The organism is Pseudomonas sp. H2_A10 (assembly GCF_054680085.1).
Genome location: NZ_CP162821.1, coordinates 3,559,801 through 3,586,611, shown reverse-complemented (window position 1 = coordinate 3,586,611; position 26,811 = coordinate 3,559,801). Strand labels below are relative to the sequence as shown.

Annotated in this window: 20 protein-coding genes and 1 pseudogene; 11 read left to right on the top strand and 10 right to left on the bottom strand. The window is 60.3% G+C overall.

Going from position 1 to position 26,811, the window contains the following annotated elements; translation table 11 throughout:
• Nucleotides 1-180 precede the first annotated feature (180 nt).
• Nucleotides 181-1,191: a threonine ammonia-lyase, biosynthetic gene (ilvA, locus tag AB4O23_RS16735; RefSeq protein WP_017528493.1), complete on the bottom strand. Its 1,011-nt coding sequence runs from the start codon at nt 1,189-1,191 to the stop codon at nt 181-183.
• 271 nt (nt 1,192-1,462) lie between these two features.
• Here ilvA and AB4O23_RS16730 point away from each other — a divergent pair.
• A pseudogene (locus AB4O23_RS16730) lies at nt 1,463-1,576 on the top strand (TA system antitoxin ParD family protein); the annotation flags it as partial.
• A gap of 87 nt (nt 1,577-1,663) precedes the next feature.
• Nucleotides 1,664-2,416: a type I methionyl aminopeptidase gene (map, locus tag AB4O23_RS16725; RefSeq protein ID WP_068936593.1), complete on the top strand. Its 753-nt coding sequence runs from the start codon at nt 1,664-1,666 to the stop codon at nt 2,414-2,416.
• A gap of 59 nt (nt 2,417-2,475) precedes the next feature.
• Here the strand turns inward: map and AB4O23_RS16720 are convergent, their stop codons facing one another.
• Nucleotides 2,476-3,495 carry a 2-oxoglutarate and iron-dependent oxygenase domain-containing protein gene (locus AB4O23_RS16720; protein WP_017528495.1) on the bottom strand — a complete coding sequence of 340 codons (1,020 nt, stop codon included), beginning with the start codon at nt 3,493-3,495 and terminating at the stop codon, nt 2,476-2,478.
• A gap of 285 nt (nt 3,496-3,780) precedes the next feature.
• Nucleotides 3,781-4,866: a dimethylsulfone monooxygenase SfnG gene (sfnG, locus tag AB4O23_RS16715; protein ID WP_017528496.1), complete on the bottom strand. Its 1,086-nt coding sequence runs from the start codon at nt 4,864-4,866 to the stop codon at nt 3,781-3,783.
• 269 nt (nt 4,867-5,135) lie between these two features.
• Here sfnG and AB4O23_RS16710 point away from each other — a divergent pair, with 269 nt between their 5' ends.
• Nucleotides 5,136-6,374, top strand: a complete 1,239-nt coding sequence (locus AB4O23_RS16710) for an acyl-CoA dehydrogenase family protein (protein ID WP_017528497.1) — start codon at nt 5,136-5,138, stop codon at nt 6,372-6,374.
• 73 nt (nt 6,375-6,447) lie between these two features.
• Here the strand turns inward: AB4O23_RS16710 and AB4O23_RS16705 are convergent, their stop codons facing one another.
• The 3 genes from AB4O23_RS16705 to AB4O23_RS16695 form a co-directional block, all read right to left on the bottom strand.
• Nucleotides 6,448-7,233: a sulfite exporter TauE/SafE family protein gene (locus AB4O23_RS16705; protein WP_017528498.1), complete on the bottom strand. Its 786-nt coding sequence runs from the start codon at nt 7,231-7,233 to the stop codon at nt 6,448-6,450.
• Between the two features lie 246 nt (nt 7,234-7,479).
• On the bottom strand, nt 7,480-8,784 hold the full coding sequence (locus tag AB4O23_RS16700; RefSeq protein ID WP_460060028.1) for an ATP-binding protein: 1,305 nt from the start codon (nt 8,782-8,784) through the stop codon (nt 7,480-7,482).
• Between the two features lie 3 nt (nt 8,785-8,787).
• Nucleotides 8,788-9,489, bottom strand: coding sequence for a response regulator (locus AB4O23_RS16695; protein WP_017528500.1), 702 nt, complete (start codon nt 9,487-9,489; stop codon nt 8,788-8,790).
• Between the two features lie 206 nt (nt 9,490-9,695).
• Between AB4O23_RS16695 and AB4O23_RS16690 the strand changes: the two genes are divergently transcribed.
• The 3 genes from AB4O23_RS16690 to AB4O23_RS16680 all read left to right on the top strand — a co-directional run bounded on the left by AB4O23_RS16690 (nt 9,696) and on the right by AB4O23_RS16680 (nt 14,723).
• Nucleotides 9,696-10,850: an efflux RND transporter periplasmic adaptor subunit gene (locus AB4O23_RS16690; RefSeq protein WP_017528501.1), complete on the top strand. Its 1,155-nt coding sequence runs from the start codon at nt 9,696-9,698 to the stop codon at nt 10,848-10,850.
• 6 nt (nt 10,851-10,856) lie between these two features.
• The gene (locus AB4O23_RS16685; RefSeq protein ID WP_017528502.1) at nt 10,857-13,955 is read left to right on the top strand and encodes an efflux RND transporter permease subunit; all 3,099 of its coding nucleotides are present in this window, start codon (nt 10,857-10,859) and stop codon (nt 13,953-13,955) included.
• Nucleotides 13,956-14,081: 126 nt separating this feature from the next.
• A complete protein-coding gene (locus AB4O23_RS16680; protein ID WP_065878924.1) occupies nt 14,082-14,723 on the top strand; it encodes a DUF1345 domain-containing protein in 642 nt (213 codons plus the stop codon).
• A gap of 121 nt (nt 14,724-14,844) precedes the next feature.
• Here the strand turns inward: AB4O23_RS16680 and AB4O23_RS16675 are convergent, their stop codons facing one another.
• The 4 genes from AB4O23_RS16675 to AB4O23_RS16660 all read right to left on the bottom strand — a co-directional run bounded on the left by AB4O23_RS16675 (nt 14,845) and on the right by AB4O23_RS16660 (nt 21,484).
• On the bottom strand, nt 14,845-15,876 hold the full coding sequence (locus tag AB4O23_RS16675; protein ID WP_460150534.1) for an autotransporter outer membrane beta-barrel domain-containing protein: 1,032 nt from the start codon (nt 15,874-15,876) through the stop codon (nt 14,845-14,847).
• On the bottom strand, nt 15,798-17,105 hold the full coding sequence (locus AB4O23_RS16670; RefSeq protein WP_460150201.1) for a pertactin-like passenger domain-containing protein: 1,308 nt from the start codon (nt 17,103-17,105) through the stop codon (nt 15,798-15,800). Before AB4O23_RS16670 ends, AB4O23_RS16675 begins: the two co-directional genes overlap by 79 nt.
• 235 nt (nt 17,106-17,340) lie before the next feature.
• Nucleotides 17,341-19,386 carry a hypothetical protein gene (locus tag AB4O23_RS16665; protein WP_460060023.1) on the bottom strand — a complete coding sequence of 682 codons (2,046 nt, stop codon included), beginning with the start codon at nt 19,384-19,386 and terminating at the stop codon, nt 17,341-17,343.
• A gap of 169 nt (nt 19,387-19,555) precedes the next feature.
• Nucleotides 19,556-21,484 (bottom strand): hypothetical protein, encoded by a 1,929-nt coding sequence (locus AB4O23_RS16660; RefSeq protein ID WP_217855085.1) that lies wholly within the window; start codon nt 21,482-21,484, stop codon nt 19,556-19,558.
• Nucleotides 21,485-21,718: 234 nt separating this feature from the next.
• Between AB4O23_RS16660 and AB4O23_RS16655 the strand changes: the two genes are divergently transcribed.
• Genes AB4O23_RS16655 through AB4O23_RS16635 form a run of 5 tightly spaced genes read left to right on the top strand, consistent with a single transcriptional unit; the run spans nt 21,719 to nt 26,804 of the window.
• Entirely contained in the window at nt 21,719-22,732 is a 1,014-nt protein-coding gene (locus AB4O23_RS16655; RefSeq protein ID WP_068936601.1) for a LacI family DNA-binding transcriptional regulator, read from the top strand.
• Between the two features lie 43 nt (nt 22,733-22,775).
• The gene (locus AB4O23_RS16650) at nt 22,776-23,558 is read left to right on the top strand and encodes a sugar phosphate isomerase/epimerase family protein (RefSeq protein ID WP_217855087.1); all 783 of its coding nucleotides are present in this window, start codon (nt 22,776-22,778) and stop codon (nt 23,556-23,558) included.
• Nucleotides 23,551-24,492 carry a sugar kinase gene (locus AB4O23_RS16645; protein WP_065878913.1) on the top strand — a complete coding sequence of 314 codons (942 nt, stop codon included), beginning with the start codon at nt 23,551-23,553 and terminating at the stop codon, nt 24,490-24,492. Before AB4O23_RS16650 ends, AB4O23_RS16645 begins: the two co-directional genes overlap by 8 nt.
• Nucleotides 24,493-24,537: 45 nt before the next feature.
• On the top strand, nt 24,538-25,830 hold the full coding sequence (locus AB4O23_RS16640; RefSeq protein ID WP_460089167.1) for an MFS transporter: 1,293 nt from the start codon (nt 24,538-24,540) through the stop codon (nt 25,828-25,830).
• On the top strand, nt 25,827-26,804 hold the full coding sequence (locus tag AB4O23_RS16635) for a 2-hydroxyacid dehydrogenase (protein WP_065878911.1): 978 nt from the start codon (nt 25,827-25,829) through the stop codon (nt 26,802-26,804). The genes AB4O23_RS16640 and AB4O23_RS16635 overlap by 4 nt, the downstream gene beginning before the upstream one ends.
• Nucleotides 26,805-26,811 lie beyond the last annotated feature (7 nt).

Below are 26,811 nucleotides of genomic sequence, written 5' to 3'. Positions count from 1 at the left end.
CCGTCTTACCGACCTTGGAAGACACCTTCAACACCCAAGCGTACTCGGCAAAACCGCCTTGTGTTGTAACTTTTCCTCATAAGCAACCCAGTGTTTTATAGACACTAAATTTGAACTTAACAGCGCCGTTTAAAACATCGGCGAACGGCGTCGATTAAACGTTTAATCCAGCGCTTGCGGTTAAACAGCTGCGCGGGCCGCCACTCTTTCAGCAACATGTCGCAAACTATCGAAGTTGATATTCGCCCCGGAATTAACCGCCACCAGGGTCTGTTCGCGCACGCCGCGTTCAGCCACATATTTGCGGATGCCCGCCACCGCCAGTGCACCGGAAGGTTCGGTGATAGAGCGGGTATCGTCGTAGATCAGCTTGATGGCGCTGCACAGTTCGTCGTTGCTCACGGTGATGACCTCATCCACCCAGTGCCGGCAGATCTCAAAGCCATGGGCGCCGATCTGCGCGACCGCCGTGCCATCGGCAAAACCGTCGACACCGGGCAACACCACGCGCTCCCCGGCGCGCAGCGCAGCCAGCAGGCAACTGGAGCCTTCGGATTCGACGCCGACGATGCGCACTTCAGGGCGCAGGTATTTGACATACGCCGCAATCCCGGCGATCAGGCCGCCCCCGCCCACCGGCACGAAGATCGCGTCCAGCGCACCTTGCTGCTGGCGCAGGATTTCCATGGCCACGGTGCCTTGGCCGGCGATGACGTCCGGGTCGTCGAACGGCGAAACGAAGGTGCAGCCCGATGTATCGGCCAACTGCAGCGCATGGGCCAAGGCAAACGGAAAGCTCTCACCATGCAACACCGCGTCGGCCCCTCGGGAGCGCACGCCCAGCACTTTGAGTTCCGGCGTGCTGCACGGCATGACGATGCGCGCGCGAATCCCCAACTCTCGCGCCGCCAGCGCCACGCCTTGCGCATGATTACCCGCCGACGCCGTTACCACGCCCCGGGCCTTTTGCTCGGCGGTGAGTTGCATCAACTTGTTGTAGGCGCCACGGATCTTGAAGGAGAACGTCGGTTGCAGGTCTTCGCGCTTGAGCAGCACCTTGTTACCAAGCAACACCGACAACGCCGGTGCCGCTTGCAGCGGCGTGCGCACCGCCAGGTCGTAGACCGGGGCGGCGAGGATCTTTTTTACGTAATGTTCAAGCAGTCCCGTGTCGTGGGGTTGGGCGCTCATCGGTGTCTCCTGGCTGTGTACAGAGCCCTGGAGACGGAAAAACAAAACCCGCCTCTAGGGCGGGTTTGGGTACAGCCGAGCGCTATCCCGCCAAATAAGGAATGGCGGTAATAATGCTCGGCTGGCTGCGGAAGGCTTGAAATGTCATGTCACGAAATTAACCGGCGGCGACGCGGCAAGTCAATGGCAAACCGCCATTTAGCGGCGCGGGGTTTACGGAGAGCATACGAAACATATACGCTTTGTATATTCCATTATCACAGTGAACCCCATGGGCATCGTCAAGATCACCGACCAATTACACGAACAACTGCGCCTGGTCAGCGCCGCGATGGACCGTTCCATCAACGCCCAGGCCGAGTTCTGGATCAAGATCGGCCTGCTCGCCGAACTCAATCCCCACCTGCCCTACAACGAACTGATCAACAAACTGTTGCTCGATAAACCCGACTTGATCCGGGGGGCGCAGTTGATGATCAAGACGCCCGCACAACTGGCAATCATGCGCGAATCCGGGCGCCTGCTGGCCCAGGTCTTTACGATGCTCGACGGTTTTGTCGCCGCCGGCCGTTCCACCCTTGAGCTGGACGCTGCTGTCGAAGCCTTTATCCGCAACGAGTTGAAAGCCCGCCCGGCCAGCCTCGGGCAATATGACTACCCGTTCTGCATCAACACTTCGATCAACGAGGTGGTGTGCCACGGCATGCCCAGCGCCAAGGACATCCTCAAGGACGGCGACATCATCAACATCGACATCACCCTGGAAAAAGGCGGCTACATCGCCGACTCCAGCAAGATGTACATGGTCGGCAATGTCGCCCCCAAGGCCAGGCGCCTGGTCGAGATGACGTTTGAAACGATGTGGGCCGGTATCCGCCAGGTCAAGCCCGGCGCGCGGTTGGGCGACATCGGCCATGCGATCCAGAGCCACGCCCAGGCCAACGGCTACAGCGTGGTGCGTGAATACTGCGGCCATGGCATCGGCAAACAGATGCATGAAGAGCCGCAGGTCCTGCACTTCGGCCGCCCCGGCACCGGGCTCGTACTGCGCGAAGGCATGGTGTTTACCGTAGAGCCCATGCTCAACCAGGGCGGCGCCAAAACACGCAGCCTCAAGGACGGCTGGACGGTGGTGACCCAGGACAACAGCCTGTCGGCGCAGTGGGAACATACCGTGGCGGTGACGGCAGACGGGTTTGAGGTGTTGACCCTGCAACGGGGCTGACGCATGCCCGGCGCCCCGCCCCGGCATCACCAGGTCGGGGCACCGTCAAGCGTGTGGAGTCAGCCTTTTTCTAGGTGACGCAGGCGGTCCTGACGCTTGATACGCTCGGTGGTTACCCGCTCCGGGTAACAGCGCATGAACATATTGGTAAAGTGCGTGCCGTAATGAATGCGCTCACCGTTGAGCGGATCCAACAAGGGCCGGGCCGAAGCGTTGAAAGCGGGCTCGTGAAAATAGGCCATGGCGAAGCGTTCGCGGGTGTTGAGCGTTACCTTGTGCGGCGTCGATAGCAGATAACCGTGGGTCATGAACTGCAAAATATCACCGGGAAATACGGTGAATACGCGTGGCACCGGTTTGACGAATGTCCAGGGTTCGTCATTTTCGAATAACCCCGCGGTACTTTCGCCAGGCAGCCAGTTGCGCTTGCGCTGCTCGCCTTCGACCGGGGGGCGAATGTATAAACCACCCACCTCATCCTGTGTCGCAATGACCAACATGCCATAGTCGGTATGGGCGCCAATCCCACGGTGGGTATGTGCCGAGCTGGCAGGGAAGCGCAGCACGCGCATATGATGCCAGCCATCCCGACTCAGGGCTGTTAACGCGTTTATCTCCAATTCCAGGCCCAGCGCCACCAACTTGAGCAACTTCTCGCCGGTCACATCCAGTTCCGCCAGTAACGCTTTCATGCTGTCGCGGTACTCGTCGTTGGGCCACGGCACAGGACCGTGGCACGGCCAGCCGTCCTTGACGCGTTGATCATCCAGCGGCAGGTCTTTGCAGAGGGTGAAGATTTCCGATTGATCCTGCTCACCGGCGGTGACCTCTTCGCCAGAGGCGACATACCCGGCATAGGTCAGTTCGCTGACCCAGCGCGACTTGTCTTGTCTGGGCTGCTTGAAAAAAGCCTTGCTGGCGGCCATGGCCCTCTGGACCTTCTGGTCCTGTTCGTCATGGGTGCCGACCTGGAAAATACCGTCAGTGCGCCATGCCTCAATGAGCTTGCGGCCCAGTTGGTGATCGGCGTGGCTGCCGGTTACGGCTTCAGGCAGGGTGAAGGTGGTTAACTCAGTCATGTCGTGTCTCCTTAAATCCATTAAAGAGACGTGCATTCACGGATGTGACGCTGAACTGCTCCATCAACGGAACTGCTCCAGGCCCGGCATTGCAGGCCTGGATCATGTACGTCGTGTATGTTCCCGTGCGGGAACAGTCCTTATAGACCCCGGCAGCGGGCCTGAAAATAACCAGCTGTCGACTTTACTCGGGGCGCGTCAATGGCCCGATAACTTGGGACAGCGGCAGGCCTCCCTGCCCACACGATGATTTGAACCAGGCGCTGCGGGGCGGCAACCGATGGATCAGGCCACTTGCCTGATCCCCGCCTTGGCCTCCAACTCACGCACCAGCGGCAGCACGCGCTTGCCGAAGTACTCCACTTCTTCCTGAAAATGCAGGAACCCCGCCAGCACCAAGTCCACGCCCACCGCCTTGAGCGCAACGATGCGTTCGGCGATCTGCTGCGGGGTGCCGATCAGGTTGGTCTTGAAGCCGTCGTTGTACTGCACCAGGTCTTCAAAGCTCGATTTGGCCCAATTGCCCTCGCCTTCAGGTGAAGCCTTGCCGGCCTGTTTAGCCGCGTCGCCAAAGGCGTTGACCGCTTCCGGGTCGGCCTTGTCGATGATCTCGGCCAGCACGGCGCGGGCTTCTTCTTCGGTGTCGCGGGCGATCACAAAGGCATTCACGCCGACTTTGACCGAATGGTTATTCGCCGCCGCCTTGGCGCGAATATCGTCGACCTGGGCCTTGATGCCCTCCGGCGTGTTGCCGTTGGTGAAGTACCAGTCCGAAACGCGTGCCGCCATGTCCCGCGCGGCCCGTGAGCTGCCGCCCTGGAACACTTCCGGCCGGCCCAGGGGTTTGGGCTTGAGGGTGTAGTTGTTGAAGCGGTAGAAGTCGCCCTTGAAGGTGAAATCGTCCTGGGTCCAGATGCCTTTGAGGGCGCGGATGAATTCTTCGGAGCGGCGATACCGCTCATCGTGTTCCAACCAGTGTTCGCCGATGGCCTGGAATTCGCCCTTGAACCAGCCGCTGACGATATTCACGGCGATGCGGCCGTTGGTGAGCTGGTCGATGGTCGCCAGTTGCTTGGCCGCCAGCGCCGGTTGCCAGGGGCCCGGCAGGATCGCGGCGATCACTTTAAGCGTGGTGGTCGCGGCCAGCAGCGCGTGACTGAACGCCACCGACTCATGCTGGTTGTCGGCACCGTAGCCGGCGGTGAACCGGATCTGGGTCAGGCCATATTCAAAGCCGGCGGCTTCGGCCAGTTGCGCCAGTTTGCGGTTGTAGTCGATGCCCCAGTGGGTGCGTTGCTCGATCTTGCTGACCACCAGCCCACCGCTGACGTTGGGCACCCAATAGGCAAATTTCACGGCTTGCTGACTCATCGAACGCTACCTCATGTACAGGGATGTACCCAGCACTTGAGCAGCAAGCGTGCCAGCCATGGGCAAACGCCCGTGCCATGGGCGCTGCGGCGAAAAAACCGCCCCTGGCGCAGGTAAAGGTCAATGTCAGGGATCGGGCCGGTTTGTCGAATCGCTGTTGCTGCAGCAACAGCAAGCGCGTTGAACCCCCTGTAAACATTGGCCCTGGTACCCGGCACGGACTGTGCAACCCCCCCTGTACATTCACCCTTGCCCCCGGAGCCTTGCCCATGACCGAACACCACGTCATCAACCCGCTGTCCATCGGCGTCGACTACCCCACGCTGGCCGCGCGTTTCCGGCCGATCTTCCAGCGCATCGCCGACGGCGCGGTGCAGCGCGAACTCAGCCGCACCCTGCCCCATGAGCCGATCCAATGGCTCAAGCAAGCCGGTTTCGGCGCGGTGCGCGTGCCGGTGGAATACGGCGGCGGCGGCGCGTCCCTGCCGCAACTGTTCCAGTTGCTGATCGAACTGGCCGAGGCCGACTCCAACGTGCCCCAGGCCCTGCGCGGGCATTTTGCTTTTGCCGAGGACCGCCTGAATGCACCGCCGAGCGCCGGGCGTGACCTGTGGTTCAAGCGCTTTGTCGAGGGCGACATCGTCGGCTGCGCCTGGACCGAAATCGGCAACGTGGCCATCGGCGACGTGGTGACTCAGGTCAGCCCCGACGGCGATCAGTGGAAGCTCAACGGTGAAAAGTTCTACAGCACCGGCAGCATTTTCGCCGATTGGATCGACGTGTACGCCCAACGCAGCGACACCGGCGCCGACGTGATTGCCGCCACCCGCGCGCGTCAGCCTGGGGTGGTACACAGCGACGACTGGGACGGGTTTGGCCAGCGCACCACCGGCAGCGGCACGTCGCGCTTTACCGATGCGGTGGTAGAGGCGGATAACGTGATCGATTTTGCCACCCGCTTCAAATACCAGACCGCGTTTTACCAGTTGGTGCTGCTGGCCAGCCTGGCCGGCATCGGCCGCGCGGCGTTGCGCGATGTGGCCCATCAAGTGCGCAGCCGCAAGCGCATCTACAGCCACGGCAATGCGCCGCATGTAAGCCAGGATGCACAGGTGCAACAGGTGGTGGGCGAAGTGGCGGCGCTGGTGTACGCCGCCGAGGCCAGTGCGTTGCGGGCGACGCTACCGGCCCAACAGGCCTACGTGGCGCGGTTTGGCGGCGACGATGCCGCAGAGCGCGAAGCCAATGTGGCGGCCGAGATTGAATCGGCGACGGCGCAGGGGGTGGTGTCGGACTTGATCCAGCGCGCCACCAGCCAGTTGTTCAATGCGCTGGGGGCGTCGGATGTCCGCCAGGGCAAGGCGCTCGACCGGCATTGGCGCAACGCGCGTACCGTGTCGTCGCACAACCCGGTGATCTACAAGGCGCGCATTGTCGGCGATTGGGTGATCAATGGGACCGAGCCGCCGTTTGTATGGCAGATCGGCAATGGCCCGGGCAAAGACTGAACAGGTGGGGCTTGCTCCCTCCCACATTGGCGGTATTTCAAGGCTGGGATTTCAGGTTTGGACCGCGAACGGCTCAAAACGCGAGTTTGTACCCGACCGCCATCAACATGACCGCCAGGCACGGGCGCAATACGCCGTCCGGGATTTTGCCGGTCATGTGGCTGCCGATGTAGATGCCCGGCAGCGAGCCCATCAACAGAAAGCCCAACAGTTGCCAGTCCATATTGCCCATGCCCGCATGGCCAAGGCCCGCCACCAGGGTCAAGGGCACGGCGTGGGCGATTTCGGTGCCCACCAGGCGGCGCGTGGCCAGGAACGGATAGAGGATAAACAGCGCCACGGTGCCGAGGGCGCCGGCGCCGATGGAGGTCAGGGCGACCATGGTGCCGAGGATGGCGCCGGTGAGCACCGTCAGCGCGTTCAGGTTGCGCGGGTTCATATGGTAGCTGTCGCCCGCATGCCGCTGGGCAAAGGCCAACAGGGTTTTCTTGAACAGGATCGCCAGGGCGGTCAACAGCAGCACCACGCCGAGGGCCTGCTTGATCACCGCGTTCATCGCGCTGGGGTCGGTATGCAGGCTGGCGAGGAACCACAGGGTCAGCAGCACCGCAGGCACACTGCCGAGGGTCAGCCAGCCGGTGATGGTCCAGTCGATGTTCTTGTTCTTGCTATGCACCAGCACGCCACCGGACTTGGTGATCGCGGCGTACAACAGGTCGGTGCCCACGGCGGTGGCCGGGTTGATGCCGAACCACAGCAGAATCGGGGTCATCAGCGAGCCCCCGCCGACACCGGTCATGCCGACGATAAAACCTACGATCAGGCCGGCGATCACAAAACCAAAATTACCCACTTCCATTAACGCTACCCGCGGCCTTATAAAATTCTGGCGGCAGGATAGCGATTTTTCTTATAACGACTTATACCAATATGATCTGACTTTATGCCTTTTACGTCAGTCGATGGCAGCACTAGGCTTGAGTCTGGTAGGGAAAAGCCGCTTTGGACGTAAGTGCCGGCCTGAGCGGATGCGTGCATAGCGGTCATGGCCAATCTCTCTTCGGACAAAACGGGGGCACAGTGCGCGCCTTCGCGCAGCGGTTTTCTAATCGGCTGCCGTCGGCAACCACACCCGGAACCGTGCACCGCCCAGCGGTGACGCCAGCGCGGTCAAGGTCCCGCCCTGGGCTTGCAGGGCACGGCGGCTGATGGCCAGGCCCAGGCCAAACCCGCCGGTGCTGCGGTCGCGACTGCGGTCGAGACGGTAGAACGGTTCGAAGATACGCTCGCGCTGGTCCAGCCGAATGCCGATACCATCGTCATCCACCCAGATCTCACAGCCCTGCGGGCATACCTTGACCCCCACCTGGATACGCGCGTCACAGTAACGCGTGGCGTTGCGCAACAGGTTCTGCAAGGCGCGGGCGGTGAGACGTGGGTCGAGATTGAAGCGCTCCACGGCGCAATCGAGCACCACATCAATGACGATTTCGGGGTTTTCCAGTTCATCGTCGACGCTGCCCAGCACGCTGTCGATAAACTCGCTGAGCACCACATCGACCCGTTCCGGCAGTTGCGCCGGATTTTGCAGGCGGCTGTAAGACAGCAGTTCCAGCACCAGCTCATCCAGCTCACGGATGTGCGCCACCAGACCGTGCAGGCGCTCGCGGCTGGCCTCGGGCAAGTCTTCGGACAGCGCCAGGGCCAGGCCAAAATCCAGGCGTGTCAGCGGGGTGCGCAGTTCGTGGGAAACCGCATTGAGCAAGTCGCGCTGTTGGTTGAGCAGGTGCTCGATGTCGTCGGCCATGGTGTCGAATACCGAGGCCAGGCTGCCGATGCTGGAGTTGGCGGGAATATGCGTGCGTTCCGCCAGGTTGCCCCGGCCCAGTTGCCCGGCGGTGCTTTTCAAGCGTTCCAGGTCTCGCCAGTGCGGGCGCAGCCAAACCAGCAAGCAAGCCAGCAGCGCCGCGCCGATCAGCACGTTGATGGCCCAGTAGAGTACGTTCATGTCCATCGGGTCGGGCGGTATCGTCAGCTTGACCACGAACTGGTCGTTGATCGGCGAGCTGATTTCCTCCATCCAGCCCCACTCCCCCAGGCGCACCACGGGCTTGCCTTGCTCCAGCAGGTGTTCTTCTTCAGGGGTGAAGCTGGCGTCCTGGCGCAACAGCAATTGCACCTTTTGCGGCGCAAACTCGCGGCCCAGTTGTTCGGTGACCTGGGACCAACGCTCCACCGGTGCCCGCAGGTATTGCTTGACGATGAGCGTTTGCTGGCCGCGGGACTGCTCGACGTTGTAGTTCAGGTAACGGTGTTCGAACAGCTGGATCACCAGCTTGGGAATCAGATAGATCGCCGCGCTGTAGGTGACGATGGTGATCAGGTAGAGACGCAGCAGCACTCGAAACATGGCTCAGCATTCCCACTCGGAACGGCTGAACAGGTAGCCCTTGCCCCACACGGTCTTGATTTTGCGCGCCTCGCCCGCATGGTCGTCGAACTTGCGGCGCAGCTTGGAGATGGCCACGTCCACCGAGCGATCGGTACCGTTGAACTCGATGCCACGCAAGCGTTGCAGGATCTGGTCGCGGCTGAGCACTTCACCGGCGTGACGCGCCAGTACCACCAGCAGGTTGTATTCACCGCTGGACAGCTCCACCGCCTGGTCGCGCCAGGTCACGGTGCGTTCCGACAGGTCGATGCACAGGTTGCCCATGATGATCTGGTCGTTGGCCACCTGCGGCTCGGACAGACTGCTGCGGCGCAGCAAGGTACGGACGCGGGCAAGCAGTACACGGGGCTCGCAGGGTTTGGTCACGTAGTCGTCGGCGCCCATCTCCAGGCCCAGCACCTGGTCGTGGCTGTCATCGCGGGCGGTGAGCATCAGGATCGGCAGGCCGGCCGAATCGTCGCGCAACAGACGGCACACTTGCAGGCCGTCCAGTCCCGGCAGCATCAGGTCGAGGATCACCAGGTCCGGCGGGTTGAGGCGGGCACGTTCACGTACCTGGTCACCCCGACTGAGCACACTGACGTGGTAGCCATTGCGCTCCAGGTAGCTGGCAATCAGCTCGGAGAGTGCGGCGTCGTCTTCCACCAGGAGGATGTTGGGCATTAAGGTGTTCCATGAAATACAGTTATGAGTAGTGCATAAACCCCCTCCCACAGGGGGTCTTTGGTGTTTACGCGATTTTGTAAGGATATACGTCCCGGGCGGACGATAGGTGCCGCCTTACATTTCTTCACACACGAGCTACACAGCTTCACAGCACCACGGCGCAGGTGCCCTTAGGATGCGCCAGTCATTATTGGGATAAGAGCATGTCGAAGAATCTGTTGGCGCCGTTTGGCCTGTTGGCCCTCACGCTGGCGCTGAGCGCGTGTGGCCCGTCCACCGAGCAAACGCCGCAAGTGCCCCTGGCCAAGGTGCGGGTCGAGACCCTGCAAGCCAAACCGCTGTCCATCACCAGTGAACTGAGTGGGCGCATCGCCGCGCCGCGCATCGCCGAAGTGCGCGCACGGGTGGCCGGGGTGGTGATGCAACGGGTGTTCAAGGAAGGCCACGATGTGAAACAGGGCGACGTGCTGTTTCGCATTGACCCGGCGCCCTTCAAGGCGGACCTGGACAGCGCGCTGGCCAACCTGAGCAAGGCCCAGGCCAATGCATTCCAGGCGCGCCTGCAGGAGCAGCGCTACAGCCAGTTGGTGGAAGGCAACGCGATCAGCGGCCAGGACTACGACAACGCGCGCGCCAACCTGCGCCAGACCAACGCCGAAGTCGCCGCCAATAAAGCCGCCGTCGAGCGCGCCAGGTTGAACCTGGGCTACGCCACGGTCACCGCGCCGATTTCCGGGCGCATCGGCCGCGCGCTGGTGACCGAAGGCGCGCTGGTCGGACAGAACGAAGCCACACCGTTGGCGATCATCCAGCAACTGGACCCGATCCACGCCGACCTCACCCAGTCCACCCGCGAGCTGAATGACCTGCGCCGCGCCTTCCGTGCCGGCAGCTTGAAGCAGGTGGGCCAGGATCAGGCCAAGGCCACCTTGATCCAGGACGATGGCAGCCTGTATCCATTGCCGGGCAAATTGCTGTTCGCCGAGATCAGCGTCGACCCCGGCACCGGGCAGATCATCCTGCGCAGCGAGTTCCCCAACCCGGACCTGGACCTGTTGCCCGGCAGTTTCGTGCGCGTGCGCCTGGAGCAAGCGGTCGACAAGCAAGGCCTCAGCGTGCCGCAACGTGCCATTACGCGTGACAGCGCCGGCATCCCGATGGTGCTGCTACTGGACGCCGAGCAGACCGTCAGCCTGCAACCGGTCGAACTGGGCCCGGTGATCAATGATCGCTGGGTGGTCAGCCATGGCCTCAAGGCCGGTGACCGCATCGTCGTCGAAGGCCTGCAACACGCGCGCCCCGGTGACAAAGTCGAAGTGGACGACAGCCCCGCCTCCGGCCAGCCCGTAAAGGAATAACCCGCCATGCCGCAGTTCTTTATTGACCGCCCGGTCTTCGCCTGGGTGGTTGCCCTGTTTATCCTGCTGGCCGGCTTCCTCGCCATTCCGCAGTTGCCTGTGGCGCAATACCCCGACGTCGCGCCGCCGAAAGTGGAAGTTTACGCGGTGTACCCCGGCGCGTCGGCGCAGACCCTGGATGAAAGCGTGGTGAGTCTGATCGAGCAGGAGCTCAACGGTGCCGATCACTTGCTGTATTTCGAATCCCAGAGCAGCCTCGGCTCGGCCACCATCACCGCGACGTTCCAGCCGGGCACTAACCCGGAAATGGCCCAGGTGGACGTGCAAAACCGCCTCAAAGCGGTGGAGCCGCGCCTGCCCCAGGCCGTGACCCAGCAAGGCTTGCAGGTGGAAAAAGTCTCCGCCGGTTTCCTGCTGCTGGTGACCCTCACCTCCAACGACGGCAAGCTCGACGACGTGGCGCTCAGCGATTACCTGGCGCGTAACGTGATGAACGAACTCAAGCGCCTGGACGGTGTGGGCAAGGCCCAGTTGTATGGCGCCGAACGTGCCATGCGCATCTGGATCGACCCGCAGAAACTGATCGGTTTCAACCTGACCCCGGCCGATGTCAACGCCGCGATCAGTGCGCAAAACGCCCAGGTGTCGGCGGGCAGCATCGGTGACTTGCCGGGCCCCCAGACCCAGGAAATCACCGCCGCGATCCTGGTCAAGGGGCAACTGTCGACGCCGGCGGAATTCGCCGACATCGTACTCAAGGCCAACCCGGACGGCTCCACGGTGCGTATCGGCGATGTGGCGCGGGTGGAAATCGGCAGCCAGGAATACCAGTTCTCCACGCGCCTGAACGGCAAGCCGTCCACCGCCGTCAGCGTACAACTGGCGCCGGGGGCCAACGCGCTGAACACGGCGACCCTGGTGCGCGCGAAGATGGATGAGCTGTCGCGCTATTTCCCGGCCAATGTGGAATACAAGATCCCGTACGACACCTCGCCGTTCGTCAAAGTCTCGATCACCAAGGTGGTCTACACCTTGCTTGAGGCCATGGCGCTGGTGTTTGCGGTGATGTTCCTGTTCCTGCAGAACGTGCGCTACACCTTGATCCCCACCCTGGTGGTGCCGATTGCGCTGATGGGCACCTTCGCCACCCTGCTGTTGCTGGGCTTCTCGATCAACGTGCTGACCATGTTCGGCATGGTGCTGGCCATCGGCATTCTGGTGGACGATGCGATTGTGGTGGTAGAGAACGTCGAGCGCATCATGGCGACCGAGGGCCTGTCGCCCAAGGACGCCACGCGCAAAGCCATGGGCCAGATCACCGGCGCCATCATCGGGATTACCCTGGTGCTGGTGGCGGTGTTTTTGCCGATGGCGTTCATGCCGGGTTCGGTGGGGGTGATCTACCAGCAGTTCTCACTGTCGATGGCTACCTCGATCCTGTTCTCGGCGTTCCTCGCCCTGACCCTCACGCCGGCCCTGTGCGCCACCTTGCTCAAGCCCATCGCCCAGGGCGAGCACCATGCCAAGGGCGGTTTCTTCGGCTGGTTCAACCAGCGCTTCGAGCAACTGACCAACCGTTACGAAGGCTGGGTGGCCTATGCGCTCAAACGCAGCGGCCGTTACCTGCTGATCTATCTGGTGCTGCTGGCAGGGCTGGGCTGGTTGTTCACGCGCCTGCCCGCCTCGTTCCTGCCGGTGGAAGACCAGGGCTACACCATCACCGATATCCAGTTGCCGCCGGGCGCGAGCAAGAACCGCACGGTGCAGGTCGCCGAGCAGATCGAAGCGCACAACGCGGGTGAGCCGGGGGTGGGCGATACCACCATGATCATGGGCTTCAGTTTCTCCGGCTCGGGGCAAAACGCCGCGCTGGCGTTTACCACGCTCAAGGACTGGTCGCAACGCGGCAGCGACGATTCCGCGGCGGCCATTGCCGAGCGCGCCAACATGGCCTTCAGCGAACTCAAGGACGCGATGGCCTACGCGGTGCTGCCGCCGCCGGTGGACGGCCTGGGCACCTCCAGCGGGTTTGAATTTCGCCTGCAGGATCGCGGCGGCGTCGGCCATGCGGCCTTGATGGCGGCGCGTACCGAGTTACTAGCAGCCGCCGCGAAGAGCCCAGTGCTGGCCAATGTGCGCGAAAGCGCGCTGGCCGAAGCGCCGCAGGTGCAGCTGGAAGTGGACCGCAAGCAAGCCAACGCACTGGGTGTGTCGTTCGCAGACGTGGGCAGCGTGCTGTCTTCGGCGGTTGGCTCGGCCTATGTCAATGACTTCCCCAACCAGGGTCGCATGCAGCGCGTGGTGGTGCAGGCCGAAGGCGATCAGCGCAGCCAGGTGGCGGACTTGATGAAGATCAACGTGCGCAACAAGGCCGGCAACATGGTGCCGCTGTCGGCGTTCGTCAAAGCCAAATGGACCCAGGGCCCGGCGCAGTTGACCCGTTACAACGGTTACCCGGCGATTGCCATCAGTGGTGAAGCCGCCCCCGGACACAGCACCGGTGAGGCGATGGAAGAGATTCAGCGCCTGGTCGGCCAACTGCCGGCCGGCCTGGGCCAGGAATGGACCGGCCTGTCGCTGCAGGAGCGTTTGTCGGGTGCTCAGGCGCCGTTGCTGCTGGGGCTGTCGCTACTGATTGTGTTCCTGTGCCTGGCCGCGCTGTATGAAAGCTGGTCGATCCCGACCTCGGTGCTGCTGGTGGTACCCCTGGGCGTGCTTGGCGCGGTGTTGGCCGTGAGCTTGCGCGGCATGCCCAACGATGTGTTCTTCAAGGTGGGCTTGATTACCATCATCGGGCTGTCGGCCAAGAACGCGATCCTGATCATCGAGTTCGCCAAGGACCTGTATGACCAGGGCGAAGACCTGATCGACGCCACCTTGAAAGCGGCGCGGTTGCGCCTGCGGCCGATCATCATGACCTCACTGGCGTTTATCCTCGGCGTGGTGCCGTTGGCGATTGCCACCGGGGCCAGCTCGGCCAGCCAGCAGGCGATCGGCACCGGCGTGATCGGCGGGATGATCACCGCGACACTGGCGGTGGTGTTTGTGCCGGTGTTCTTTGTGGTGGTGATGAAGCTGGTGCGCAAGCGTCACAAGACAGGCTGACCCGGCGGAACACGATGCAGTTGTGGCGAGGGAGCAAGCGCCCTCGCCACGCGTTATCGGTCACCTTCATCATTGGGTACAACCGTATAAGCTATGGTGCTCTGAACTACCCAGTCGTGAACCACCATGCCCTTGCTCGCCCGCACCCACCCTCGCCTTTCGACCGCCGCCGTGCTCGGCCTTGCCGTGGGTATCCTGGCCCCAGCCGATACGCTGATCAGCAAAATCCTCATCGGCTGGAATGCCGGCGTCTGGACCTACCTGCTGCTGATGTTGTGGCTCACCAGCCGCTCGCGCGCCGACGATGTAAAGCGCATCGCCGAGATCGAGGATGAGAACGCCGGCCTGGTGTTGTTCATGGTGTGCATCGCGGCGATCGCCAGCCTGGCGGCCATCACGCTCAACCTGATAGGCATCAAAGACCTCGACCGCTCCGCACGCCTGCTTCACTACGGTTTCACCGCACTGACGGTAATCGGTTCTTGGCTGCTGATCGGGGTGATCTTCAGCGTGCACTATGCCCGCCTGTTCTACACCTGGGACGGTGACGAACCTGCGCTGCGTTTTGCCGAAGGGTTGCGCACCCCCAACTATTGGGACTTCCTGTACTTCTCGTTCACCATCGGCGTGGCGGTGCAAACGGCCGATGTGGGGGTGGCCACGCGCAGTATGCGCAAGGTAGTGCTGGGGCAGTCGCTGATTGGCTTTTTGTTCAATACGGCGATCCTGGGTTTCTCGATCAATATAGCCGCCGGGCTGTTCAGTTAAAGCTGCATGTTTTTTCGCCGGCAGCGGGCGAACATCATCTTATAAGCAGGGAAACTGTTGAACAGCGCCTACAAAAAAAGCCCTGATCTTTCGATCAGAGCTTTTTGTACAACTTGTTTATTTAGAAGGCATAACGCAGGCCAACGTTCACTGCCGCTTTCTGCTTGATTTTGTCACTGGTACTGGTTTCAACGTCGGCGTGCATTTGCAGATCCTGCGTAAACTTCACCGCCACACCGGCACCATACTTGGTACGCGAGCCCGACAAATCATTGTTAAACGCCTGATTATTGATCAGGACCTTGTTGTTGTCGGCAAACTCGTGGACCACGGCCATACGCAAGTAAGGTTTAATAAGTGTGCCGTCGTCGAGCTGGAACTCATGCCCAACGGTCGCACCGGCCTCGGCTGTCCTTGAGCGGGTACGCTCACCTTCCACTTGCAAACCATTTTTCAGGCTGTATGTTCCGCCCTGAACCACGATGGTCGACAGTCGGCCGTAAGGTTCAATATAGGAACTTTCCCCGAGTGTGATATGACGGCCGAACTCCGCCGACAGACCACCGCCCACATTGCTGTAGTTGCCCTTGGTGGAGGTGTTATCACTGAGGGTTGCCTTGACTTCATTCTGGAACCGGTTGGCTTTGGCAACCGCATCAAAGTAGAAACCGCTTTCTTCATCCATCCAGGTTGCATAAGTACCCAGGAAGTAACTCTTGACCGTACCGGAGGAGCCGCGAACCGGGTTCACGTCGGAATTACTGTGACCACCAAATACACCTACCTTCCATTGGCTATCGCCCAGCGGCATATCGGCACCCAGGGAGAAACCTTGCAAGTTCTGCGTGTAGCCGGTCCCTGAGCTCTGGGATACCTCATATTTGCTGCCGAAACCACGGATCCACAGGCCTGTGCTCTTCGGGGAGTAGCGCAATTCGCCCATCCGCGCGCGCAACGAGCCCTCTTCCGCGGTCATGATGGTCACCGGGGTGTTGAACAATGCCGTCACCACGCGGGCGCTGCGGCTCATGACTCGGGTTTGGGTATCCAGGAACCAGTCATTGCCTTCCTTTTTCAGGTTGTAGGCATAGGCGCCCATGTCAACCGGACCGTCCTTGAGGGCAAAGGCCGCATCACCGCCACCGGTGTGCACAACCTGGGTTTTGACCAATTCGGCACCACTGACCGACAGCGCCAGGCTGTGATGCCCGTAGCTTGGCCGGTCACATTGATGAAGTCCGTCTTGCCTTGGTCAAAGTCGGTGCCCATGACGAACGTGCCGTCGCCGGACAGTGTCGAGAGGTTCAGTTGATAAAACTCATTCGGCGCGCCCATGGTCACGGTGCCACCGGCCATGTTAAGCGCACCCACCTGACTGTCACCGGTCATGTTCCAGTTGGAAGCGGCGCCCACGTTCAAGCTGGAGACATTCTGCAATTGGCCTGTCAGCTCGGCGTTGTTCTGCAGGCTCAAATGGACAGTGCTGGTGGCGTCGGCAACCACATTGCCGACCAGATTCCGGCTGTTATCCACATTCATCGTCGCCGTGGCACCGCCAGAAACGCTCAGCAGATTGCCATTGCCGCCCTTCAATGTGGAGCCATTCAACACATCGATGGCTACCACCGGAACTCGGTTTGGCGTACCCCTGACGGAGATAGCCGAACCAATAGCTCCCTCGACCATGGAGTTGTCCAGAACCAGTTTGCCATCTGTTGTATCTGCACGACCGCGGGTGAACGATACCCCATGACCGGCGCCGAGAATGGTGCTTTGGCTGGCTGTCGCCGTGCCCCCGGACAGGGCGAGCCCGAATGCCCCGGTTCCCGTACCCTGCACCACAGTGCCCCGTTCGAAGTGCAACTCGCTGCCGCTGCTGGCTTCCGCGCCGCCAATAGCTCCGCTGATCGTACTGTTGGCGACCTGAACCGATGAACCATTTGACGTACCCAACACACCAAACGCCTGCAAGGCTACGCCGCGACTATTGGTAATCGTACTGTCGTTGATAAAAGCGTTACTGCTTTCAAGACGCACGGCGCCCAGAATAGGGTCGCTCGAAGAAACCTGTGCTGAGTTGATATTGACGGTAGAACCGCGTTCAGCACGAATACTGTTCGCCACGCTGCCACTGTTCATGTTTAACGTGGAGGTTGTCAGGCCAATGTCTGTTGCTGTCGCGCGATTCATATTCAGCGTCGACTGGCCCGACAATTGCCAATCCGTTGACTGCGTAGTGTCATCAATGGTTCTTTGCTCACCGTTACCCACCTGCACCGCCTGTGCCTGACCCTGCAGCGCGGCAAACAAACAGAATGTAACGGTGGGGATTTTCATCATCGCACTCAATGGCTTGAGCTCGAACGTATTCAGTGCCGACATGGTCAATCACTCTTAATATGAGGCCAACAAAATCGGTTCGGCTCGCTACCTGCGAATAGGGCCTTACCTCTGCGGCGCCAGAATAAAAATTAAACGCTTTCTTTTATGTAGGAAAAATCTGCACTCCCACGGTTAAACCGCTGTGAGCGGAGTGATCTATCAAATGCAATATGATCAGAATGTTCCCCCTCCCACGAAAGAAAGGGGGAACCTGCCGCTATCTGACTAACAAGCCCTAAGGACCGACAACTGGAGACAAGTCGCAATAACTCGTCGACAGCGTCGTACGTATGTTGACGGCGGCCTCACCGCGCCCGGTAGTGCCGTCGTCCAACGCCACCGTGACAACCGCCTCCGCGCGCCCGAGGCGAGCTTCTTTAAGAAAACTGAACGGTATATTGAAGGTATGACCGTTGTCCTTGATGACTCTTGTGACAGTCACGCTGTAAGTCTGCTTGCGGTCGTCAATCGGAGTGCCGGTACGAGGTCGGAACAACCGCAGCTCCAGCTTCAATTGTTGACCCTCGGCCATCCTCGTATCCGCCGGCACAAAGATCTGTCCTACAAACGTGTTTGGCGTCGTCAACGGAAGGACCCTTAACGAATCGCAGTTCCATTGTTCAGTTAGCCCTGTTCCCCGGACCCCCAAATATCGAGGCGCTACCAGCGTAGACGTCACGGCGTCTATAACCTCGACCGGTGTATCCGGCGAACGATTGCGGTTATCGGCCGCCGTTGGGACAGGCGTTGATGCAATGAAATAATGGACATTTTTAATGCCGTTCCCTGCCGCAGCTACATAGCTCCAAGGGAATTCCCACCTGACGATTGCGCCTTCTGCTTGAGTGGTAATTTCAAAGGGAGGAGCCACTAAACTGCCGTCGCTCCATACCAGGTGAATCCACATGCCAGGTGCCGGCACGTCAGCGCCGACCCATAACTCAACCTCAGCAGTGACAGGGTTGCCGGCGTGCGGAAATCTCAGCGTGTTGAGCTCAGTCGACCCCTGACCAAAAATCTTCACAGGGAGCAGTCTGGTGTTCGGGCTGCCGGGTGTTCCGGGGTTGTCCGGCCCTGTGACACTGAAATCCACATTGATCGTTGTGGTCGGGCCGTCGATAACCTCACCGTCTCGGCGCAGGTTATATTTCACAGCGGTCGGTTTCGGCCCTTTTGTCGTCCCGTAGTCAGCCAGGGCCAGTGGGGTCAGGAGGGCTTGATTGAGCGTGATGGGGAACTGGGTAACAGGGAACCACTGGCTCGCTGGCTGCCCGCCCCATATGATCTGATATTGGTCTTTGGTCAGGTCGAAGTTTGTGTAGGCTGCAAGGCTTCCCGTAGGGCCTGGGGTAAGGTCGGCAATATTGAGCAAGTTATCAATAAGGTCCGGGGCCTGGTCAATAATGATCGGCTGTAGATTCTCTGGTGCCGGCGCCAACGCTACGGTGAAAGGCCTGGAAGCCACTGATGGCAAGCCGGGCCGGTCCATCCGGTCACTGATTGTATAAATAAGCTTGTATTCACCACTTTGGGTGATAGCACTTGCAGGCAATGTAAAGACGTTACCGGTTTGCAGCATCGGCCGTGGTGGAACGAGCCCTCCAACTTCTTCCGCGTCCAGCGCCGTATCGCCTTTGGTCCAGTAAAAGCGGATGACATCGCCCGGATGCCACTTCCCGCTTTCAATCGCATAAGCGTTGTCGGGAATGCTAAATGGCAGACCGCCCGCCGTGGCGAGGTGAGCAGCCGTAACCGGAGCACCCGCCGGCAATGACCCCGTGTATTGCGGTGCGGGTGGCCGCACCTTATTGCCGATGCTTTCATAGGCAGTATATTGGTCGAACTCCACCTTCACTTCTGGCGAGTACTCCCCCACGTCAGAGGGTCTGTCCACGCTGCCTGGAATGCTCGGGTCCGCAAAGTCGTTAACAAACAATTGATGACGGAGCCGTCTTTTACCATGCGGAAATCCGCCCGAGCCTGCCGGTGCATCAATCACTACAGAAATATTGCCGCCTGCGGTCGCACCGAAAAACTGTTTGGGACCAAATATTCTGGTCCAGGCGTCGGGTAGTGAACTGTCCGGGTCTCGCGAGAAAATTTCGATCCAATCACCGTCCTCTGAAAAGTCGCCGGAAGGGCATAACAGCCTCAGGCTGCTAGTCGCCGCCGCCCTTGAAACAAGGCCTATGGCAGTATCAATTACATCTTGGACCTCGATAACTTCCAAGGTAGGCGAGCCGCCAATAATTACCGCCTTTGTAGAAATTTTATCTATCATTTCATGTTCTCCATTATCACCGGCATGCTCTGCTCATCGAGCAAATACATACATTCAAAGAGAGTTCGGTTTTTTCATACAAACTACTTGTCAACGCATTTACATACGACACGCATAACACACACAACTCCGGTTACCGCCCGGACGTTCAATACACCGAGGAATACTTTTATTCAGACCCGGTACCCGATGGCCCACAAAAGCCCCCTGCTCCATTCTTGCGGTCAATTGGCACATATTTGGTATCTGAATACCCTATCTCAACACCATTTCGCACCACAGAGTATTTTGCCGACCCTGCGGAATAATCACGTAACGGCTTGATCAGGTTTTCATAGTCCGTTATCTGGAACGTATGAGATGTTTCACCTGCTTGCCATACATGACTCATGGTATGAGCCGTCGAGAGAATGGCATCTTCATTTAGATATCTCCGAAACCCCTGCCATGTCAGCACCACCAGATCCCCTGGCTTCAATACATTCGGCGCCGGATTGACCACCACGTTCACCACCTGCCAAATAGGTGGTTGAGTATCACAATTAAGAAATCTGCTTGAGTGTAGAAACGACTGAGGAAAACTCGGTTTTGAGTAAACAACAGGCGTAATAAGGTTGACCGCAACTATTTGGTCAGGCGACGACTGTTGATTGACGCCATTATCTGTTTGGTAATACACCAACGTTGTCGAATTGCTGCCGGCGGCTTGGATCACCGGCCAGGGAATCGGATTATCAAATTCAACAACCGCCCCTGCTTGATCATTGAGCTTCACGGTATAAGTCGCAACGGGTGCCGCCTGGCCTGGCCAGAAAAGATTTACTTTCTGACCCTCAACCGGTTTATCGAACAACGTGAAGTAAGCTCTCACCGGCCCAACGGAATCGCGGCTATCCAGGACATTGGGAACGTTGGAAACCTGGCCCTGTATGTTAACCAAGGCCAATTGACTGTTCAGCAATGCGGGCGCCAGCGGGTTTTCCTGGCCTGCGATCGTCATGTCCACCGTCACCTGTTTAGGTCGGGAACGCACGCCTTGGCCCGTATCCCCTGCACGGCGAATGTAGTAACGCACCGGTAAGTCAATGATCCGGCGCAGGTTCGCGCCCTTGGCAATTAATACACTCCACGGCACGGGAACCGTGAGAGGCAACGTGTTGACAGGCACGGCAGGAAGCAAGCTACCGTCCCACTCAACCACACACTGGTCATCAGGCATGGCGTTGTCATACTGACGCACCCTGACCGAAACAACAGCGCGTGCATCTGCCCGATTAACCAGCAGATCCGAGTCATACGCCGGCACCTCAGGCATCGACAAATTGGCTGGCGGCGCGGTCAAATCAATTGGTACATAGCCAACTAGCGAATTGCCAGAAGTATTACCGGCGCGGTCCCGTAACTTATAAAATAAATAAAGTATGGGGAAGCCGGCAAACTTCCGAATCTCCGCTACTGGAATATTCACAATCATTGGCCCACTGATGGGGGCAAAGGCTTGCCTGTGAATGTCCAGTCCTGTGGGTGGCGTGTCACTGCCTCTCAAAAAACATAACACGGTGTCTCCCGTCTTGCGATCTAGGTAATCGCCCGGCACTTCCACTTCCACCGACAGTTGGTTGCTTAAGGCGGACTCGGTAATCGGATTAATCAGAAACTTTGCGGGATTCAGGACCTGACCAGCACCCGGTGGATTTTTATCGATAATGATAGTGCGGGTAAATGAAGTCTCGTACACTTGGCTGTCTGAAAACTCGTTTCTGATACGATAAAAAATCTCAACTGTCGCGCTAGTTTGAAAGTAATCTGAAGAAATGAATATTGAGTAAGGAAAATCAGCGTCCGTAATCGGCCCCTTCAACTCCACGGTTAGAAATTCATCACCGGCGGCTCCCTTAACGTCCCAAACGAACGTAATCCAATCACTCGTACCACTAGGAGGCAGCTGCGACCAAGGAGTCGTTATTTGAATCTCCAAGTCCGAAAACAAATATTTTACGGGAAGCAATCCGTCTGGCTGCAAGTTGACAACTTCAAGTGCCGGAAGCGTCGGTGTGTCGTTAGTGTTAATCGCATTACCCGTTGAAGTCGTGTCCATGATTTTCCCGCCGCGTCGGTGAGTCACTATTACGAACTGCGTTAAAACAGAGTGAATACCCAATGCCGCTCTACCGATACTGTCAAAGTTGACAGGTGACGCTGCCGTTCGTCGGGCGAGGGCACCGGCGATTTCCACGTTTTCACGCAAATACACTTGACGTTTTCAGGTTGTTGCGGTTTCCTGAAACCGGTTTCAACGCTTCACAACTTCCAATAAGAAAGGCCTGCCAACGTGACCACTTTTTCTGCCGCCCAGCGCAGCCGTGTGACGATGCTTGATGTGGCCGAGCGCGCCGGCGTATCCAAGGCCAGCGTGTCGCGCTTCATCGGGGATGACCGTGCATTGCTCTCTGACGCCATCGCCCTGCGCATCGAACAGGCCATCAGCGAACTTGGCTACCGCCCCAACCAGATGGCCCGTGGTTTGAAACGCGGGCGCACCCGCCTGATCGGCATGCTCGTGGCCGACATCCGCAACCCCTATTCCATTGCCGTGATGCACGGCGTCGAAACCGCCTGCCGCCAACACGGCTACAGCCTGGTGGTGTGCAACACCGACCGCGATGACGCGCAGGAGTCCCAGCACCTCGCCGCGCTGCGGTCGTACAACATCGAAGGGCTGATCGTGAACACGCTCGGCCACCACCTCGACCAATTGCTGGAACTGCAACGGGAAATGCCGCTGGTGCTGGTGGACCGCAAGGTCGAGCCGCTGCACAGCGACCTGGTGGGGCTGGACAACCCGGCGGCGGTGCGCATGGCGGTGGAACATCTTGAGCAACAAGGTTATCGCGAGGTGTTACTGGTGAGCGAAGCCACCGATGGCACCAGCTCACGCCTGGAGCGCCTGGCCAGCTTCAAGGCTGAAATCGCCGCGCGCCAAGGCTTGAGCGGCGCGGTGTTGGAACTGGATGACGCGCTGCCTATTCATCTGCAGGCTTTTCTCGCAAAACCCGGCGCCAAGGCGTTGTTCTGCGCCAACGGCGTCGCCGCCCTGGCCTGCACCCGCGCGCTCAAAGCCTTGGGCGTTGAGCTGTTTGCCGACGTCGGCCTGATCGCCCTGGATGACCTGGATTGGTACCCGCTGGTGGGCACCGGCATCACCGCCCTCGCCCAGCCCACCGAGGCGATTGGCGCCAGCGCCTTCGCCTGCCTGCTCAAGCGCTTGCGCGGCGACACTGCGCCGACACGCACCCTGGATTTTTTACCGGAGCTGATGATTCGCGGCTCGACTCAGCCCATTTAAATTTTTTGCACAAAAATGAAACCGGTTTCAGAGGTAAACAACAATGCACAAATACCCCGTCTCCATCAGCCTTTCCAGCTACGGCGCCGAGTTGGTTCGCCAGCAAGGCCAGTTGAGTTTTGTCCCGTTGCTCGCCAGCGCCGGTGCCCAGCGCATCGAATGGCGTGAGGAGCTATTGACCGTCGAGCAACCCACTGAGCTGGCCCAGGCTGCGGCCGATCAGGGCCTGGAAGCCGTGTTCTCATCACCGCTGGAGCTGTGGGTGGCCGGCCGTGCCCAGCCGAACGCCGAGCTCGCCGCCACCCTGGATCGCGCCGGGGCCTTCGGCGCGCGCTGGCTGAAAGTCTCCCTGGGTTACTTCACCGACACCAACGACCTGGGCAGCCTGCACGCGTTGCTCAACCGCCACCCGGTGCAGTTGCTGGTGGAAAACGACCAGACCCTGCACGGCGGGCGCATCGAACCGATGCAGCGTTTCTTCAGCGAAGTCGAACGCCTGGGCCTGCCGGTAAAAATGACCTTCGATATCGGCAACTGGCAGTGGCAGGACCAGTCCGCCATCACCGCTGCGCGCCTGTTGGGCCGGCATGTCGACTACCTGCATTGCAAGGCCGTGGCGCGCCGCCCGGACGGCAAGCTGGTGGCGCTGCCGCCCGGCGCCACCGACCTGCATCTGTGGGAACAACTGCTCAAGCACATGGCCCAAGGAATTACCCGCGCGGTGGAATTCCCACTGCAAGGCGACGACCTGGTCGACGTCACCGCGCGACAGGTCGCCACCCTCGCCCGCCTTGGCCAACCCCATGGGGAGAATGCCCATGTCTGAGATCGATATCCTTTCGTTTGGCGAAACCATGGCGATGTTCGTGGCCGAGCAGACCGGCGACCTGGCCCACGTGGCGCAGTTTGATAAACGCATTGCCGGCGCCGACAGCAACGTTGCGATTGGTTTGTCGCGCCTGGGTTTCAAGGTCGCCTGGCTGAGCCGGGTGGGCAATGATTCCCTGGGGCGCTTTGTGGTCGATACGCTCACGCAAGAAGGGCTGGATTGCCGCCACGTGGCCGTCGACCCGCTGCACCCCACGGGTTTTCAGCTCAAGTCCCGCGAAGAAGCCGGCGCCGACCCGCAAGTGGAGTACTTTCGCAAAGGCTCCGCCGCCAGCCATTTGTCTGTCGCGGCCATCAGCCCTGCACTGCTGCAAGCGCGCCACCTGCACGCCACCGGCATTCCGCCAGCCTTGTCCGCCGCCACCCAGGAGCTGTCCCGCGAGCTGATGACGCAGATGCGCAAGGCCGGGCGCAGCGTCTCGTTCGACCCCAACCTGCGCCCTTCGCTGTGGGCCAACGAGCAGCAGATGATCCGCGAAATCAACGCCCTCGCCGGCCTGGCCGACTGGGTATTGCCGGGCCTGGGCGAAGGCCGTTTGCTCACGGGTTTTGACGACCCGGCCGACATCGCCGCGTTCTACCTTGACCAGGGCGCCGAAGCCGTGGCCATCAAGCTCGGCGCCGACGGCGCCTACTACCGCACTCACCTCGACCAGGGCTTCGTCGCCGCCGTGCGCGTAGACAAGGTGGTGGACACCGTCGGCGCCGGCGATGGGTTTGCCGTGGGCATGATCAGCGCCCTGCTGGAAAACTCAAGCTTCCCCGAGGCGGTGCGGCGCGGCAATTGGATCGGCAGCCGCGCCGTGCAAAGCCGTGGCGATATGGAAGGCCTGCCGACCCGCGCCGAACTGACCACCCGATCCGTCGCATAACCGATTCCCTGTTGCCACAACTACAACAAGCTCAGGAGCACTCTTATGGAAACCGTGAAACTCGCCACCCGCCGCTGGTGGTACATCATGCCCATCGTGTTTATCACTTACAGCCTGGCGTACCTGGACCGTGCCAACTACGGGTTTGCCGCCGCCTCCGGGATGGCCGAAGACCTGATGATCACGCCGGGCATGTCCTCGTTGCTCGGCGCGCTGTTCTTTCTCGGCTACTTTTTCTTCCAGGTGCCGGGGGCGATCTACGCGCAAAAGCGCAGCGTCAAAAAGCTGATTTTCGTCAGCCTGATCCTCTGGGGCAGCCTGGCCACCCTGACCGGCGTGGTGTCCAACGCCTACATGCTGATCGCCATTCGCTTCATGCTCGGGGTGGTCGAGGCGGCGGTGATGCCGGCGATGCTGGTGTACCTGTGCCACTGGTTCACCCGTGCCGAACGTTCGCGCGCCAACACCTTCCTGATCCTCGGCAACCCGGTGACCATGCTGTGGATGTCGGTGGTGTCGGGCTACCTGGTGCAGCATTACAGCTGGCGCTGGATGTTTATCATCGAAGGTTTGCCGGCGGTGTTGTGGGCGTTTATCTGGTGGCGCCTGGCCGATGAGCGGCCAAAAGACGCCAAATGGCTGAGCGACGCCGAGAAACAGTCACTGGAAACCGCCCTCGCCGCCGAACAGGTAGGCATCAAGGCAGTCAAGAACTATGGCGAAGCGTTCCGCTCGCCCAAGGTGATCATCCTGGCCTTGCAATTTTTCTGCTGGAGCATCGGCGTGTACGGCTTTGTATTGTGGCTGCCGTCGATTCTCAAGGTCGGCTTGAAGATGGACATGGTCGAAGCCGGCTGGCTCTCGGCGCTGCCTTACCTGGCGGCCGTGATCGGCATGCTGGTGGTGAGCTGGGGTTCGGACAAGCTGCAAAAGCGCAAACGCTTTGTGTGGCCGCCGCTGCTGATCGCCTCGATTGCGTTCTACGCGTCCTACGTGCTCGGTGCAGAACATTTCTGGTGGTCCTACACCCTGCTGGTGATTGCCGGGGCGTGCATGTACGCGCCTTATGGGCCGTTCTTCGCCATCGTGCCGGAAATCCTGCCGGCCAACGTCGCCGGTGGCGCCATGGCGCTGATCAACAGCATGGGCGCGCTCGGCTCGTTCGGCGGCTCGTACCTGGTGGGTTACCTCAACAGCAGCACCGGCTCACCCGGCGCTTCGTACCTGCTGATGAGCGGCGCGTTGATGCTGTCGGTGGTGCTGACGATGTTCCTCAAGCCCGGCGCCAGCGACCGCTCGCCGGCCCCCACTCTGGAGTTGAAGGTAAAGACCTCATGAAAAAGTCTGTGGTGTTGTACAAAACGCTCTCCGCGCCGCTGATGGCCCGCCTGCACGAACACGCCGAGGTCACGCTGATCGAGGCACTCGATGCCGGCGGCCTGGCCAAACTGCGCGACGCCCTGCCCGGCGCCCATGGTTTGTTGGGCGCCAGCCTGCGCCTGGATGCGCAATTACTTGACCTGGCGCCGCAGTTGGAAGCGGTGGCCAGCGTGTCCGTGGGCGTCGACAACTACGACATCGACTACCTGACCGGGCGCGGCATCCTGCTGAGCAATACCCCGGACGTGCTCACCGAAACCACCGCCGACACCGGTTTTGCGCTGATCCTGGCCACCGCTCGACGCGTGGTCGAGCTGGCCGACATGGTGCGCGCCGGCCAATGGAACAAGAACATCGGCCCGGCGCACTTCGGCAGCGATGTGCATGGCAAGACCCTGGGCATCATCGGCATGGGCCGCATCGGCGAAGCCCTGGCCCAGCGCGGGCACTTTGGCTTCGGCATGCCGGTGATCTACCACAGCCATTCGCCCAAGCCACAGGTAGAACAACGCTTTGGCGCGCAGTACCGCAGCTTGCAGGCATTGCTTGAAGAAGCCGATTTTGTCTGCCTGACCCTGCCGCTCACCGCTGAAACCGAGAAGCTGATTGGCGCCGAGGAATTCGCGCGGATGGGCCCGGAGACGATCTTTATCAATATCTCGCGCGGCAAAGTGGTGGATGAAGCCGCGCTGGTCGAGGCGTTGCAACACCGCGTAATTCGCGCAGCGGGGCTGGATGTGTTCGAGAAGGAACCGCTGGATCACGGCTCGCCGTTGCTGCGTTTGAACAACGTGGTGGCGACGCCGCATATCGGTTCGGCGACCCATGAGACCCGAGAGGCGATGGCCCGGTGCGCGGTGGATAATCTGCTGGCGGCGTTAGCCGGCGAAAAACCGAAAAACCTGGTGAACCTCGCAGCCTGGAAACCGTAATACCTGA